Origin of the sequence: Amycolatopsis azurea DSM 43854 (assembly GCF_001995215.1) — a bacterium.
In the GTDB taxonomy this organism is placed as follows: domain Bacteria; phylum Actinomycetota; class Actinomycetes; order Mycobacteriales; family Pseudonocardiaceae; genus Amycolatopsis; species Amycolatopsis azurea.
Window position 1 is genome coordinate 34,738 of record NZ_MUXN01000039.1, and the last position, 13,689, is coordinate 48,426.

Below are 13,689 nucleotides of genomic sequence, written 5' to 3' on the forward strand. Positions count from 1 at the left end.
GATCCGACGGACGACACGTGTGACTGGATGGACGACACACGCACGCGGCCGGGCCCGCCGCGAACCGTCCGCCTGGACGGCGTGTCGTCCGTCGGATCACCTGTGTCGTCCAGCTGATCACGAGTGTCGTCCGCCCAGTCACGCGAAACCACTCGATGGCAGGCACCTGCGACACGGTTGTCTGACCTGAAACGCCACTCACGACCCCGGCGGCGATAGCAAAGGTCCCTTGCTCTCCCGGCGGAGGGGTCAGCGGCGTCGGCGTCGCTTCGGCCGGGGCGGCAAGGAGTCCGCGGTGGCGTCCTCGACCTCGTCCGGAGCGGGTTCCGGGGCGGGAGCGGTTTCGGCCAGCCCCAGCATCTCCGCGGCGAGCTGCTGCGAAGACGCGAACATGCCCGAAGGCCGTTCCCGTGCCCGACGCAGCGAAGAGGGCCGCAGCCGGTTGTACCCCCGCACGGACACCGGCCGCCGCGTGCGCACCTCGTACTGCGGGAACGGCAGCAGTTCGGTGGCGAGTTCCTTGTCCACCAGGATGGTGCCCGGCCGCGCGGTCGAGGTGAGGCGTGCGGCGAGGTTCACGACCGAGCCGTAGACGTCGCCGAACCGGCTGAGGATCCGGCCCGACGCCAGACCGGCGCGCACGGCGGGCAGGGTCTCGTCGGCGTCGGAGCGTTCGGACAGCGCGAGGGCGATCTCGGCGCCGTCGACGGCTGAATCGGCGACGAACAGGACCTCGTCGCCGATCATCTTCACGATCCGACCGCGGTGGTCGGCGACCACTTCGGTGGCGACGGATTCGAACCGGTCCAGGATGTCGGTCAGTTCGTCCTCGCCGACCTGCCTGGTCAGCCGGGTGTAGCCGACCATGTCGACGAACCCGACCACTTCGGTCCTCGCTTCGAGGTCCTCCTCCGGCATGGCCAGCGCGCGGCCGGCGTAGGCGGCGAGGTGGCGGCGCCAGACGAAGTCCTGCACCTTCTGCAGCTCGGGCAGCAGCCTGTCCACGAGCCGCCCGATCTGGCGTTCGCTGCTGCCGATCTCCTTGTTCTCGGTGATCATCGTCCACAGCATGTGGACCTGCCATTCCGCGAGCCGCGAAAGGTGCTGGCCCAGGGCGCGCGTCACCGCCAGCTCGATGCTCGGGTCGATCAGTCCCGAGTTCATCAGCTGGTCCGCCGTGCGGATCGCCTCCACGTCGGCGTCGGTGAAGACGACCTCGTCGTCCTCGACGGTCGCGAAGCCCAGCGCACGCCAAAGCCGCCGAGAGCGTTCTTCGGGAACGCCTGCCTTCTCGGCGACTTCGAGCCGGGTGTATTTGCGCTTCCCGCCGAGCAGGATCCGTTCGAGGCGCTGCTGCAGCGCGTCGTGCGAGATCTCGCCGGGTTCGGGCATCAGGTGGTGTGGACGATGAGCACGTCCACCCCGGACTTCCGCGCGACCTCGGACGGCACGGAGCCCAGGATGCGGCCCGCGAGCGTGTTCAGCCCGCGGTTGCCGACCACCAGCAGGTCCGCGGAACGGTCGGCGACGACCTTGCGCAGCGAGTCGACCGGGTCGCCGACGACCGCGGCGGTGTCGATGTTCTTGGCGCCGGCCTTCGCCGCCCTGTCACGGGCGGACAGGAGGGTGTCCTCGGCCGGTGCCGAGCCCACGACCTGGTACGCCTCGTCGCCGAGGACGTCCTGCGCCTTCTCCACGTCGCCCTTGTTGGCGGGGTAGTAGGCGCACACGATGACCAGGGTCGCTCCGGAGTCCCCGGCGACACCCGCCGCCCGGTCGACCGCGGCGAACGAGGAATCCGATCCGTCCGTGCCCACGACCACGGTCCGATATGCAGCCATCCGCAACCTCCACCGATCTGACAGCCCGCACCTGCGCGCGAGCAGCGACGATAACCGCTCGCCGACGGGCCCGCAGGCCGTCGTGAGCCCGGTCGGGTGAGAAGGTTACTCGCCAGTCGGTTTCTGCGCTGCCGCAGGTCGCGGTGAAGCCTTCGCGCCGGATGTGGCCTTGGGCACATCGGCCGTCCGGAGCTGCACGGTGGCTTCCGGATCGGACGACGGCTTCGCCTTCAGGTCCGCCGGGACGTGCGGTTCGTCGCCGAGCACGTGCGTCGCCTCGGCGAGCGCGGTCCGCGCGGTGCGGACCTGCTCGGCCAGGCTGGAGCGCACCTTGCGCAGCGCTTCCACCCGTTCGGTGGCCTGCGTGATCCGCCGGTTGGACTCCTCGGTGGCCTGCCGGACGCGGCGGCGTGCCTCGTCGGCCGCCTCGGCGAGCCGGGCGTTGGCCTCGGTGATCGAGTCCTGCTTGCGCTTGTTGGCGTCGGCGACCGACTCCCGCTGACGGCGCTCGATGTCGGCCTTGGCGGCCGTCTCCTCTTCGAGCACCTTCGCGCGGATGGTCGCGGCGTCCTCGGTGGCCTCGCGGACGCGGCGGGCGGCCTCGGCCTTGCTGGAGGCCTCCTGCTCGGCCAGCGCGTGCATGGCTTCGGTGCGCCGCGACGCCATCGCGATCTCGAAGTCCTCTTCGACCTGCGTGCGGCGCTGCTGCGACTCGGCGTCGAGCTTGTCGCGCTCGGCCTTCGCCTTGTCGGTGATGTCCTTCGCGTCGGCGCGGGCCTTCTCCAGCACCCCGCGGTGCTCGGCCTCCATCTCCTTGCGGCGGAGGTCGAGCTCGTTGAGCAGCTGCTCGTAGCGGGCCCGCATGGCGCTCGCGTCGGTCTCCGCCTTGGCGCGGATGTGCCCGGCTTCGGCTTCCGCGCGTGCCTTGGTGTCGGCGGCTTCGTCCTGTGCGAGCCGCAGCATGCGCTGCAGCCGCTCGGACAGGCCTTCGACGCTCGTGGGCGGCTGGGCGAGCCTGTCGACCTGCCCGCGCAGGTCCGCGATCTCGCCGCGCGCGATCTCCAGCTGCCGTGCCAGGTCGCCCGCCTGTCCGATGGCGGCATCGCGATCGGCGGTGAGCATCTTCAGATCGGCGTCAAGCCGTTCGAGATGCTCGTCGACCTGCGCACGGCTGTAACCGCGCTTCGCCACGTCGAAGCCGGCTCCCAGCGGCACTAGCTCCCGTTCCTCGCCAAGGCTCATCCTTCTACCGTAGTCGAGCAGCGGTCACGGAAGGGTGAGCACCCACGCAACGCGCGGCGAAAGCGCGTTCTGGCGCGCTAAACGTTCCGGAACGCGTTGATCCCGTCGATGTGCTTTTCGCGCAGCTCGTGGTTCCGGACGCCCAGACCTTCTTCCGGCGCGAGGGCGAGCACGCCGACCTTGCCCTGGTGGGCGTTGCGGTGCACGTCCAGCGCGGCCTGACCGGTGTCTTCGAGCGCGTAGGTCTTCGACAGCGTCGGATGGATCAGACCTTTCGAGATCAGCCGGTTCGCCTCCCACGATTCGCGGTAGTTCGCGAAGTGGCTGCCGATGATCCGCTTCAGGTTCATCCACAGATAGCGGTTGTCGTACTGGTGCATGAACCCGGACGTCGACGCGCACGTGACGATCGTCCCGCCCTTGCGCGCGGCGTAGACCGAAGCGCCGAAGGTCTCGCGGCCCGGGTGCTCGAACACGATGTCCGGGTCCTCGCCGCCGGTCAGCTCGCGGATCTTCTTGCCGAACCGCTGCCACTCCTTCGGGTCCTGGTTGTCGTCGTCCTTCCAGAACTTGTAGCCCTCGGCGTTGCGGTCGATGATCAGCTCCGCGCCCAGCTTCCGGCAGATCTCCGCCTTTTCGGGGCTGGAGACCACGCACACCGGGATCGCGCCGCCGTTGAGCGCGTACTGCGTCGCGTAGGAGCCGAGGCCTCCCGAAGCGCCCCAGATCAGCACGACGTCGCCCTGCTTCATGTCCGCGCCGTTGCGCGAGACGAGCTGGCGGTAGGCCGTGGAGTTCACCAGGCCGGGGGACGCGGCCTCTTCCCAGGTGAGGTGGTCCGGCTTCGGCATCAGCTGGTTCGCCTTGACCAGCGCGATCTCGGCGAGACCACCGAAATTCGTTTCGAAACCCCAGATCCGCTGCTCGGTGTCGAGCATCGTGTCGTTGTGCCCGTCCGGGCCCTCGAGTTCGACGTTGAGGCAGTGCGCGACGACCTCGTCGCCCGGCTTCCAGTTGTGCACGCCGACGCCGGTCCGCAGCACGACACCGGAAAGATCCGAGCCGACGACGTGGTACGGCAGGTCGTGGCGCTTCGAAAGCGGCGAAAGCCGCCCGTAGCGCTCCAGGAACTTGAACGTCGAGACCGGCTCGAAGATCGAGGTCCAGACGGTGTTGTAGTTGATCGCGCTCGCCATGACCGCGACCAGCGCCTCGCCGGGGCCCAGTTCCGGGGTCGGGACGTCGTCCACGTGCAGCGACTTGCGCGGGTCCTTGTCCCGGCTTTCGAGGCCCTGGAACATGTCGGCCTCGTCCTTGTGCACGGTGACGCCGCGGTAGGACTCCGGCACGTCGAGCGACGCCACGGCGCCGAGGTCATCGTTGAGAATGGCCTGCTGGATCTCGCCGAGCTGCGACATCGGAACCTCCGCGATTGGGGGGACGGCGTAGGCGCAACAAATTACTCACCGGTAACCAAGACCACAACCGGACGAGACGTGGAGCACGTACCCGTCCCGAAGTGTTATCGACCGGTCTTGACCGGCCGGCCAACCAAGCGGAGCATGGGGAGCGGAGATCTCTCCGACCTGCAGGTTCAGCCGAATTTCGGAGGTGAGCACGCATGAACGAACCCACGACGCGCCCCTGGACCCGCCCTCATGACTGGGCGGAGGTGGTCATCGGTGTCGTCGTCGCGCTTTCACCCCTCTGGATGACCACGGACAACATCGCCATGTGGTCGCTGATCGTCCTCGGCGCCCTGATCGCTCTCGACGGCCTCGCGTCGCTCGCGATGCCTGGCATGGTCTACGGCGAAGGCATTCAGATCGTCCTGGGCGCGCTGCTGTTCGTTTCACCTTGGGTGATGGGATTCGCCACCTTCATGGGCGCGTCCTGGACCGCCTGGGTCGGCGGCGTCCTGACCGTGGTGGCCGGGGCGGCCGCGATGCCGATCGCCCAGGCGACGCACAAGACGGCGGGACAGCACTGACGCAAAAGGAGACGGCGTGAAAGAGGATTCGGCGAAGCAGCGCATCCTGCGGGCCGCGGAGGCGCTGTTCGCCGAATCCGGTTTCGACGCCACGCCCACGTCACGGATCGCCGAACGGGCGGGCGTGCCCAAGGGCCTGGTGCACTACTACTTCCGGCGCAAGTCGGATCTGCTGGCCGCGCTGGTCGCCGAACTGCCCGACGCCCGCATCGAACCGGCCGTCGTGGTGGTGCCCGGCGACCTGGCGGGCAGCCTGCGCGGCCTCGTCATGGAACTGGACAGGCGGTTCAACCGGTCCTTGGCGCTGTCACATCTGTTGTGGCGCGAGGCCGACACGCACCGCGCGGTCCGCGACGCGCTGGCCGAACGGTTCCAGCAACTCGTCCGCCAGGTGAAGGCGGTGATCGTCGCCGCGACCGGCGGCAAACTCGCGATCGCGGACGTCGATTCGGCGTCGGGACTGCTGGCGCGGGCGGTCAGTCATCGCCACGCGACCGCGCGGCACAACGAGGACGGGGACCCCGCCGAGATCGATCGCGAGGTCCTCTTCATCGCCGCCGCGCTGACGCGAGGTCAGTGACCGTCTTTGGCGGGCTCGACCAGTTCCACCAGCACACCGCCGGCGTCCTTGGGGTGGACGAAGTTCACCCGGCTGTCGGACGTGCCGCGCTTCGCCTCGTCGTAGAGCAGCCGGAGTCCCTGCGCGCGCAGTGCCGCGGCGGCGGCGTCCACATCGGACACTCGGTACGCCAGCTGCTGCAACCCGGGGCCGCTCTTGGCGAGGAACTTGCCGATCGCGGAATCGTCGCGCAGCGGCGCGAGGAGCTGGATCGCGGTCTCGGTCCCGGCGGTGCCCGGCGCGCGCAGCATCGCCTCGCGGACGCCCTGCTCCTCGTTGACCTCCTCGTGCGCGACCTCCAGGCCGAAATGCTCGGCGTGGAAGGCGATCGCGGCGTCGAGGTCGGGTACCGCGATGCCGACGTGGTCGATGGCGGTCACGAACGGTTTCAGCGCCTGGTTCATGCAGAGCAGGATAGGTGCGCGGACGGGCGGACCGGCGTGCGCCGCCTCACACTGGCTCCATCAAGACGCCCGTGACCCGGGTATGGTCGCGAAGACCCCCTTTGCCCTTGCGCCGATGCTTGGAGGACGCCGTGTCCGGTTCCGTGATCCTGGGTGCCGCCCGTACACCGATCGGGCGATTGCTCGGTTCCCTGAAGGACTTCTCGGGCGCGCAACTCGGCGGATTCGCCATCAAGGCGGCGCTGGAGCAGGCCGGTGTCTCGCCGGACGCGGTCCAGTACACGATCATGGGCCAGGTGCTCACCGCCGGCGCGGGCCAGATCCCGGCCCGCCAGGCCGCGGTCGCCGCCGGTATCCCGATGAGCGTCCCGGCGCTGACCATCAACAAGGTCTGCCTCTCCGGTCTCGACGCCATCGCGCTCGCCGACCAGCTCATCCGCGCGGGCGAGTTCGACCTGATCGTGGCGGGCGGCCAGGAGTCGATGACCCAGTCGCCGCACCTGCTGCCGAAGTCCCGCGCGGGCTTCAAGTACGGCGACACCACGCTCGTCGACCACATGGCCTACGACGGTCTGTTCTGCGCCTTCGACCAGGTCGCGATGGGCTCCTCGACGGAGAAGTACAACAGCCGCTACGGCATCACCCGCGAGCAGCAGGACGAGTTCTCCGCGCGTTCGCACCAGCGCGCCGCCGCGGCCATCGAGGCGGGCCGGTTCGACGCCGAGATCGCGCCGGTGTCGATCCCGCAGCGCAAGGGCGACCCGGTCGTCTTCTCCAAGGACGAAGGCGTCCGCGCCGACACGACCGCCGAAGGTCTCGCGAAGCTGCGTCCCGCCTTCGCCTCCGACGGCACCATCACCGCCGGTTCGGCCTCGCAGATCTCCGACGGCGCGGCCGCGGTCATCGTCGCGAGCAAGGCCAAGGCCGAGGAACTGGGCCTGACCCTGCTCGCCGAGATCGGCGCGCACGGTGTGGTCGCCGGCCCGGACGCCAGCCTGCACGAACAGCCGTCGAACGCGATCCTGGCCGCGCTGGCCAAGGAGAAGCTGACCGCGGACGCGCTCGACCTCGTCGAGATCAACGAGGCGTTCGCCGCCGTCGGCCTGGTTTCGGCCGACAAGCTCGGCCTCGACCCGGAGAAGGTCAACGTCGACGGCGGCGCCATCGCCCTCGGTCACCCGATCGGCGCGTCCGGCGCGCGGCTCGCCGTGCACCTGATCCACGAACTCCGCCGTCGCGGCGGTGGCCTCGGCGCGGCCGCCCTCTGCGGTGGCGGCGGCCAGGGCGACGCGCTGCTGCTCCGCGTCCCGTAAAGCCCTTGCCGGTACAGCTGGACATCGACGAACTGGTCGGTCGCGCGCGGGACGGCGTCCCCCGCGCGATCGCCCGGTTGCTGTCGCTGGTCGAGGACGCCCATCCGCGGTTGCCCGAGGTCGCGGCGAAGCTGACACCGCACACCGGCACCGCACGGGTCGTCGGGCTGACCGGTCCGCCCGGTGTCGGCAAGTCGACATCGACGTCCGCGCTGCTCACGGCCTTGCGGGCGCAGGGGCTGCGGGTCGGGGTGCTGGCGATCGACCCGTCGTCGCCGTTCTCCGGCGGAGCGCTGCTCGGCGACCGGATCCGGATGACCGAACACGCCACCGATCCCGGCGTGTTCATCCGTTCCATGGCCACCCGCGGGCATCTCGGCGGGCTTTCCTGGGCGACGCCGCAGGCGGTCCGCGTGCTCGACGCGGCCGGGTTCGACGTCGTGCTGATCGAGACCGTCGGCGTCGGACAGTCCGAAGTGGACGTCGTGAAACTGGCCGACACCACCGTGGTCCTGCTCGCGCCCGGGATGGGCGACGGGATCCAGGCGGCGAAGGCGGGCGTGCTGGAGATCGCGGACGTGTTCGTCGTCAACAAGGCGGACCGCGAGGGCGCGGACGCGACCGTCCACGACCTCAAGCAGATGATCTCCTTGGTACGCCGGGAAATCCGCGGTCCGAGCTGGCGTCAGCCGATCGTGCGAACGGTGGCTTCGCGCGGCGAGGGTGTCGACGACGTCGTCCGCGCGCTCGGCGAACACCACGACTGGCTGGTCCAGCGCGACGAACTGCCCCGGCGCCGCGCGGCACGGGCCCGGGACGAGGTCGAGGCGATCGCCGTCCAGCGGCTGCGCGCGGAGATCGTCGACCTGCGCTCCGGCGACCGGCTCGCCGAATTGGCCGAACGGGTGGTGGCGCGAAAGCTCGACCCGTTCGCGGCGGCCGCGGAACTCATCGCGGACCTTCGGGACTCGTGAGTGGTAAGTGTCGTCCCAGCGCGGGTTGCGAAAGCCGCTTTCGCAACGTTGAGGGTTGCGAAAGTGGCTTTCGCATCACGACCACCCAGCCCCAGCGGTTCCGGCGGCATCGAGTGTCGCGAAAGCCACTTTCGGGACACCAGACGTCCTGAAAGTGGCTTTCGCGACATGGCGCAGTGAGTCCTCTGAGTGCCCCGGCTGCCGGACGGGAGCGATCCCGACACACTCGTCAGGTCGGCAGCGGGTAGGCAAATGCGGGTCCAGTCCGAGGTTCGTTCAGAGGATTTCGATGACGCGGACCTTCGGCGGACGATTCGGGAAACTGATATCGGTCCATCTATTGATTCTGACGTCCGAGCCATTGCTGTCGTAGTAGATCAGGTCGTTGTTGCCGGTGTAGATCCGGTCGATCCACCAGCCCCCGAAACTGATCCTTCCCTTGTTGGCGTAGCAGTCGACACTGCTGCTCCCGCCGAGGTGGGACCAGATCTTCAGGAAGTTCTCGCCGTCCCGGCAAGGGATGTGGTCGATGGCGAACGAGGTCCCGGTCGGTACGAGCAGGCTGAACGCGGCGGCAGCGGCGGCCGCCGCGGCCAGGACACGCCGCGCCTTCTTCTTGGTCGAGATCATGGTTTCTCCTTCGAGGTCAGAGGATCTCGATGTAGTTGACCCGCGGCGGGCGGTTCGGGTACGTGATGATCGTCCACCGGTTGACTCTCACCGAATCGCCGTTGGCGTCGCTGTAGATCAGGTCGTTGTTGCCCGTCTCGATCTTGTCCACCCACCAGCCGCCGAACCCGATCCTGCCGCGGTTGGCGTAGCAGTCCACGCTGTCCCGGCCGTCGAGATGCGACCAGATCTTCAGGAAGTTCTCCCCGGCGCGGCAGGGGATGTGGTCGATGGCGAACGACGTCCCGGTCGGGACGACCATCGAGAACATGGCGGCAGCGGCGGCCGCCATGGCCGCGATCCGGCCCGCGCTCTTCTTGCTCGAGATCACAGAATTCTCCTTTAGTGAAGGGAAAAAGGAGTGTGCATCGTGCACTGTCGAGCATCTCGATCAGGGACCGGCGGTGTCAATTTCCCGCCCGCTTCACGGGTGCTTTGGGACAGGCAAGTCTGGCCGTCCGTGCAGCGGTCAGAATTCGACGTACATCTTGATGTCGCCGAAGTCGCTGTCCAGGTTGTCCAAATGGCTGATCGCGTCCTCTTTCCAGACCTCGAGCTGGTTGGTCTCGCCGTACGTCAGCTCTTCGCCCGCGGCGACCTTGTCGGCGTACTTCGTGATCGTGACGGTCTGCCCCCGGCAGAACTCGACACGTTCCAGGAACCTGTCGGCCATGTCGGGATCGAAGACGCGGCCCATCCGGACGTAGCCGTTGTTGACGTGCTCCTCGCAGTAGAAGTGCGCCGCGGCGGAGGCGACCCACTCGGTCAGCGACGGTTCGCGAGGCGGCCACTTCTCGCGGACGTGCGACTTGATCTCCCTGGCGAGCCGGACGACCCGGCGCCGTTCGAGGTCGCTCAGCCCGTCCTCCTTGCGGAAGTCGAGGATCATGTCGTCGACGACCTTGGCGAGCCGGAGCATGCGCGGTTTGTCGAGTTCGGCCGGCTTCTCCGGTGACAGCCCCGCCATGACCCTCTCGTGCACCAGGACGTACTGCGTGTACGCGTAGAGGAAGGTCAACGCGTTCAGCTGCCATTGGTGTCGTTCGGCGATCTCCACGGTTCCGACCCTAACCGCGCACCTACTTCCGGACCTGTGTGAGCGGAGGGGATTCACCCTATGCTCTCCTCTTCGTCCACGGCTGGGAGGCAGGAACCGTGCAGAGGATCGCGAAAGTCTTCGTCGCAGTGCTGGGTGCCGGGCTGATGCTCGCGGCCGGTACCGGAACGGCGTCCGCGGAGGGTACGCCGCCGAAGGTCACGAAGGGGCCTTGTCAGTACACGGAGACACCGGACGACCCGGCCGTGCGCCCGGTCCCGCTGCCGCCGGACCCGCGTCGCACGCCGAACCGGGGCAAGGTGCCGGTGCAGCTGAAGACGAACCAGGGCAAGATCGACCTGACCCTCGATCGGGCGAAGGCGCCCTGCACGGTGCAGAGCTTCCTGCACCTGGCGACGCACCGGTTCTACGACCGCACGACGTGCCACCGGCTGACCTCGTACCCAACCTTGAAGGTGCTGCAGTGCGGTGACCCGAGCGGGACCGGCGAAGGCGGCCCCGGCTACAAGTACAAGGACGAACTGCCCGTCGGCCTGCCGCCCGCGCCGACCGACCCGACCGGCGAACGCAAGGTCTACGCGCGGGGCGTCCTCGCGATGGCCAACGCGGGCCCGGCGACGAACGGCAGCCAGTTCTTCGTCGTGTACGGCGACTCCGCGCTGCGCCCGAACTACACGATCTTCGGCACCGTCGGCCACGAAGGCCTCGAAACCCTCGACGACGTCGCCGCCGGTGGGATCAAGCCGACCCCGGAGAACCCCGCCCCGGTCGACGGCGCCCCCGTCCTGAAGACCGACATCCTCCGGGCGCGCCCCTGGTTCTGCTAGGTGACCTCGAAGATGGCCTCGCGCAAGGCCTGGGTGGCGCCGCCGAAAGCGTGCTTCGCGGCGGCGCCGTACCCGATGATGAGCCCTTCACGCTGCGGCTCGCCCATCCAGTAGCCGCTGAGCCCTTCGAGCCCGATAGCGCGCCGGCGGCAGGCGGCGATCACCTCCATTTCCCTGGGCAGCTCACCGGGGAACTGGAGGACCAGGTGCAGCCCGGCGGAGATCCCCTGTGGCAGCACGGAATCCGGCAACGCCGCCAGCAGCCGGTCCCGCCGCGAGCGGTACTCGATCCGGCAGCGGCGGATGTGCTGGTCGTAGGCGCCCGACTCGATCAGTTCGGCCAGCGCCAGCTGGTCCAGCAGCGCGGGCCGGGCGCCGCTCGCGGCCAGCTCCGCGCGCACCGGCTCGACCAGGAACCGCGGCAGCACCATCCAGCCCAGCCGCAGCGACGGCGCGAGCGTCTTGCTCGTCGTCCCCACGTACACGACCCGTTCGGGTGCCAGCGCCTGGAGCGCGCCGACCTGCTGGTGGTCGAACCGGAACTCGCCGTCGTAGTCGTCCTCGATGACGACGGCGCCGGTCTCTTCCGCCCACCGGGTGAGTTCCGCCCGTCGCCGAGGAGCGAGCGTGACACCCAGCGGGTACTGGTGCGCCGGGGTGACCACCACCGCCGGACTGTCCAAAGCGGACACTTCGACCCCGTGGTCGTCGACCGGGACCCCGACCACCCGCGCCCCGTTGGCGGCGGCGATGTTCCGGTAGATGTGCAGGGACGGGTTCTCGAACGCGATCTCCTCCGCACCGCGCGCGTGCAGGACCCGCGCCAGGATCGCGATCGCGTGCGAGAACCCGGAGCACACCAGGATGCGCTCGGGATCGGCGATCACGCCGCGGCTCCTCGCCAGATACGCGGCGAGCGTTTCCCGCAGTTCCTTCGCGCCGGACTCGCCCGTGTAGTCGAACGCCGACATCGGCGCCTGGTGCAGGGCCCGGCGGGTCGCCGAGAGCCAGGCCGACCGGGGGAACGCGGACAGGTTCGGCCTGCCGGGACGCAGATCCCAGCGCGGCGCCGGGTCGCGGGGGACCGGCCTCGGCGGTGACGCCGGCAGCGCGCCCGCCGTCGCGACGCGGGTCGGGGCGCCCTGCGCGGTCCGCAGGTACCCCTCGGCCGCGAGATCGGCGTAGACCCGGGTGATCGTGCCCCTGGCCACCCCGAGATCCTGCGCCAGCGCCCTGGTCGAGGGCACCGCGGCGCCCGCCTGCCAGCGTCCTTCCCGGATGGCCGCGCGGATCGCCGCGGCGAGCCCGGTCCGGCCGCTCTCGGGTCGCCAGTCCAGGTGGACGTCCATTCCCGAACTGGACCATGATTCTGCCATGTGACTGGACCATACTCGTGGGCCAGTCGCCGCTAGATTCACCGGTATGACCGAGCGAATCCACCTGGGCAAGCGAGTGCCCGAGATCTACCAGGCCATGTCGAAGCTGCAGGCCGAAGTCGAGAAGGCCGCCGCCAACGCCGGTGTCGATCAGAAGATCCTCGAACTGGTGAAGATGCGCGCGTCGCAGATCAACCACTGCGCGTTCTGCCTCGACATGCACTCCCACGACGCAGTGCAGCAGGGCGAGTCGCCGCGGCGGCTGTACGTGCTGCAGGGCTGGCGCGAGACCGAACTCTTCACCGAGCAGGAGCGTGCCGCGCTGGCGCTGACCGAGGCGATGACCAACGTCGCCACCCTCCACGACGTCCCGGACGACGTCTACGAAGAGGCGACACGGGTCTTCGACGAGGCGCAGTACCGCGCGGTCGCGTGGGAGATCATCGCGATCAACAGCTGGAACCGGATGTGCGTGACCAGCCACGCGCCGCTGCCCGAGCGCGCCGAATGACCGCGGCGCGGCTTCGGGAGCTGCACGTCTCCGGCGAGCCGCTCCTCCTGCCGAACGCGTGGGACGCCGACAGCGCGCATCTCGTGGAAGCCGCCGGGTTCCCCGTCGTGGCGACGAGTTCCCACGCCGTCGCCAAAGCCCTCGGGTACGACGACGGGGAGAACGCGCCCATCGACGAGATGTTCGCGGCGGCGGCGAGGATCGCGCGGGCGGTCTCGGTTCCGGTGACCGTCGACGCGGAAGGCGGCTACGGGCTCGAAGCGGGAGAACTCGCGACGAGACTGGCCGAGGCGGGTGCCGTCGGCTGCAACTACGAGGACACCGATCACCCGAACGGTGGACTTCGCCCGCTGGAGACGCAGGCGGACCTGATCGCGGAACTGCGCAAGGCCGCCGGGGACGCGCTGGTGATCAACGCCCGCGTCGACGTCTTCTTCGGCGCGTCCGACGAACAGGCCGTTCTGGAAGAGGGGATCGCGCGGGCCGAGGCGTACTTCGAGGCCGGGGCGGACTGCGTCTATCCGATCCTGGTGAAATCGCCGGACGTACTCGGCGAGTTCGTGAAAGCGATCGGTCCGCGGGCGGTCAACGCCGCGCCGATTCCGGGTGGCCCAGACCTCTCCGCGCTCGCCGCACTGGGGGTAGCGCGGATCTCGCTGGGCACCGGGCTGTGGCAGTCGGTCCGCGCCGATCTCCGGGCGAAACTGACCGGGCTCGCGGCCGGAAAGCTGCCCTACTAAAGGGAAATGGGAACCGGGACGGTGCGGCCGGGGGCGTTGGATGCCGGCCGCACCGTCCCGGCGATCAGTGGGCGACCGCCTTTTCGGCGCCCGCGCCGGTCAGGGACCGGACCTCCATCTCGGCGT

General features: G+C 69.2%; 16 protein-coding genes. 7 read left to right on the forward strand and 9 right to left on the reverse strand.

The features are described 5' to 3' along the window. Positions 1–249: 249 nt before the first annotated feature. The 4 genes from B0293_RS42045 to ccrA form a co-directional block, all read right to left on the reverse strand. Positions 250–1,392: an adenylate/guanylate cyclase domain-containing protein gene (locus B0293_RS42045; RefSeq protein ID WP_005166699.1), complete on the reverse strand. Its 1,143-nt coding sequence runs from the start codon at positions 1,390–1,392 to the stop codon at positions 250–252. Continuing rightward, a complete protein-coding gene (locus B0293_RS42050) occupies positions 1,392–1,841 on the reverse strand; it encodes a universal stress protein (RefSeq protein ID WP_005166698.1) in 450 nt (149 codons plus the stop codon). The genes B0293_RS42045 and B0293_RS42050 overlap by 1 nt, the downstream gene beginning before the upstream one ends. Positions 1,842–1,946: 105 nt before the next feature. Further along, complete coding sequence (locus B0293_RS42055) at positions 1,947–3,056, reverse strand: coiled-coil domain-containing protein (RefSeq protein ID WP_005166697.1); 1,110 nt, start codon at positions 3,054–3,056, stop codon at positions 1,947–1,949. Positions 3,057–3,160: 104 nt separating this feature from the next. Continuing rightward, positions 3,161–4,501 (reverse strand): crotonyl-CoA carboxylase/reductase, encoded by a 1,341-nt coding sequence (ccrA, locus tag B0293_RS42060; protein ID WP_005166696.1) that lies wholly within the window; start codon positions 4,499–4,501, stop codon positions 3,161–3,163. A gap of 203 nt (positions 4,502–4,704) precedes the next feature. Here ccrA and B0293_RS42065 point away from each other — a divergent pair, with 203 nt between their 5' ends. Further along, the gene (locus B0293_RS42065) at positions 4,705–5,073 is read left to right on the forward strand and encodes an SPW repeat protein (protein ID WP_039919674.1); all 369 of its coding nucleotides are present in this window, start codon (positions 4,705–4,707) and stop codon (positions 5,071–5,073) included. Between the two features lie 16 nt (positions 5,074–5,089). Further along, entirely contained in the window at positions 5,090–5,653 is a 564-nt protein-coding gene (locus tag B0293_RS42070; protein WP_005166693.1) for a TetR/AcrR family transcriptional regulator, read from the forward strand. On the opposite strand, the gene mce is transcribed toward B0293_RS42070, so the two are convergent. Further along, a complete protein-coding gene (gene mce / locus B0293_RS42075) occupies positions 5,647–6,096 on the reverse strand; it encodes a methylmalonyl-CoA epimerase (protein WP_005166692.1) in 450 nt (149 codons plus the stop codon). The two genes, B0293_RS42070 and mce, sit on opposite strands and share 7 nt — an antisense overlap. A 131-nt stretch (positions 6,097–6,227) precedes the next feature. Here mce and B0293_RS42080 point away from each other — a divergent pair, with 131 nt between their 5' ends. Continuing rightward, positions 6,228–7,409 (forward strand): acetyl-CoA C-acetyltransferase, encoded by a 1,182-nt coding sequence (locus B0293_RS42080; protein WP_005166691.1) that lies wholly within the window; start codon positions 6,228–6,230, stop codon positions 7,407–7,409. 5 nt (positions 7,410–7,414) lie between these two features. Next, on the forward strand, positions 7,415–8,383 hold the full coding sequence (gene meaB, locus B0293_RS42085) for a methylmalonyl Co-A mutase-associated GTPase MeaB (protein ID WP_005166690.1): 969 nt from the start codon (positions 7,415–7,417) through the stop codon (positions 8,381–8,383). 276 nt (positions 8,384–8,659) lie between these two features. Here meaB and B0293_RS42090 read toward each other — a convergent pair whose 3' ends face one another. The 3 genes from B0293_RS42090 to B0293_RS42100 form a co-directional block, all read right to left on the reverse strand. Continuing rightward, positions 8,660–9,013: a beta/gamma crystallin domain-containing protein gene (locus B0293_RS42090; protein ID WP_005166689.1), complete on the reverse strand. Its 354-nt coding sequence runs from the start codon at positions 9,011–9,013 to the stop codon at positions 8,660–8,662. Positions 9,014–9,029: 16 nt separating this feature from the next. Continuing rightward, a complete protein-coding gene (locus B0293_RS42095; RefSeq protein ID WP_005166688.1) occupies positions 9,030–9,383 on the reverse strand; it encodes a beta/gamma crystallin domain-containing protein in 354 nt (117 codons plus the stop codon). 138 nt (positions 9,384–9,521) lie between these two features. Further along, positions 9,522–10,109, reverse strand: a complete 588-nt coding sequence (locus tag B0293_RS42100; protein WP_005166687.1) for a hypothetical protein — start codon at positions 10,107–10,109, stop codon at positions 9,522–9,524. Positions 10,110–10,255: 146 nt separating this feature from the next. On the opposite strand from B0293_RS42100, the gene B0293_RS42105 reads away from it, so the two are divergent. Continuing rightward, complete coding sequence (locus B0293_RS42105) at positions 10,256–10,936, forward strand: peptidylprolyl isomerase (RefSeq protein WP_052014617.1); 681 nt, start codon at positions 10,256–10,258, stop codon at positions 10,934–10,936. Here B0293_RS42105 and pdxR read toward each other — a convergent pair. Then, positions 10,933–12,312: a MocR-like pyridoxine biosynthesis transcription factor PdxR gene (gene pdxR / locus B0293_RS42110; RefSeq protein ID WP_039919673.1), complete on the reverse strand. Its 1,380-nt coding sequence runs from the start codon at positions 12,310–12,312 to the stop codon at positions 10,933–10,935. The genes B0293_RS42105 and pdxR overlap by 4 nt on opposite strands. 46 nt (positions 12,313–12,358) lie before the next feature. On the opposite strand from pdxR, the gene B0293_RS42115 reads away from it, so the two are divergent. Both B0293_RS42115 and B0293_RS42120 read left to right on the forward strand, forming a co-directional pair. Then, entirely contained in the window at positions 12,359–12,823 is a 465-nt protein-coding gene (locus B0293_RS42115; protein WP_005166683.1) for a carboxymuconolactone decarboxylase family protein, read from the forward strand. Further along, positions 12,820–13,563, forward strand: coding sequence for an isocitrate lyase/PEP mutase family protein (locus B0293_RS42120; RefSeq protein ID WP_005166682.1), 744 nt, complete (start codon positions 12,820–12,822; stop codon positions 13,561–13,563). The genes B0293_RS42115 and B0293_RS42120 overlap by 4 nt, the downstream gene beginning before the upstream one ends. The last annotated feature ends 126 nt before the right edge of the window (positions 13,564–13,689 follow it).

Coding starts and splice junctions, on each gene's coding strand:
- B0293_RS42045 (WP_005166699.1), bottom strand. CDS start 1,392: ATGCCCGAACCCGGCGAGATCTCGCACGACGCGCTGCAGCAGCGCCTC.
- B0293_RS42050 (WP_005166698.1), bottom strand. CDS start 1,841: ATGGCTGCATATCGGACCGTGGTCGTGGGCACGGACGGATCGGATTCC.
- ccrA (WP_005166696.1), bottom strand. CDS start 4,501: ATGTCGCAGCTCGGCGAGATCCAGCAGGCCATTCTCAACGATGACCTC.
- B0293_RS42065 (WP_039919674.1), top strand. CDS start 4,705: ATGAACGAACCCACGACGCGCCCCTGGACCCGCCCTCATGACTGGGCG.
- mce (WP_005166692.1), bottom strand. CDS start 6,096: ATGAACCAGGCGCTGAAACCGTTCGTGACCGCCATCGACCACGTCGGC.
- B0293_RS42090 (WP_005166689.1), bottom strand. CDS start 9,013: ATGATCTCGACCAAGAAGAAGGCGCGGCGTGTCCTGGCCGCGGCGGCC.
- B0293_RS42105 (WP_052014617.1), top strand. CDS start 10,256: ATGCTCGCGGCCGGTACCGGAACGGCGTCCGCGGAGGGTACGCCGCCG.
- pdxR (WP_039919673.1), bottom strand. CDS start 12,312: ATGGCAGAATCATGGTCCAGTTCGGGAATGGACGTCCACCTGGACTGG.
- B0293_RS42115 (WP_005166683.1), top strand. CDS start 12,359: ATGACCGAGCGAATCCACCTGGGCAAGCGAGTGCCCGAGATCTACCAG.
- B0293_RS42120 (WP_005166682.1), top strand. CDS start 12,820: ATGACCGCGGCGCGGCTTCGGGAGCTGCACGTCTCCGGCGAGCCGCTC.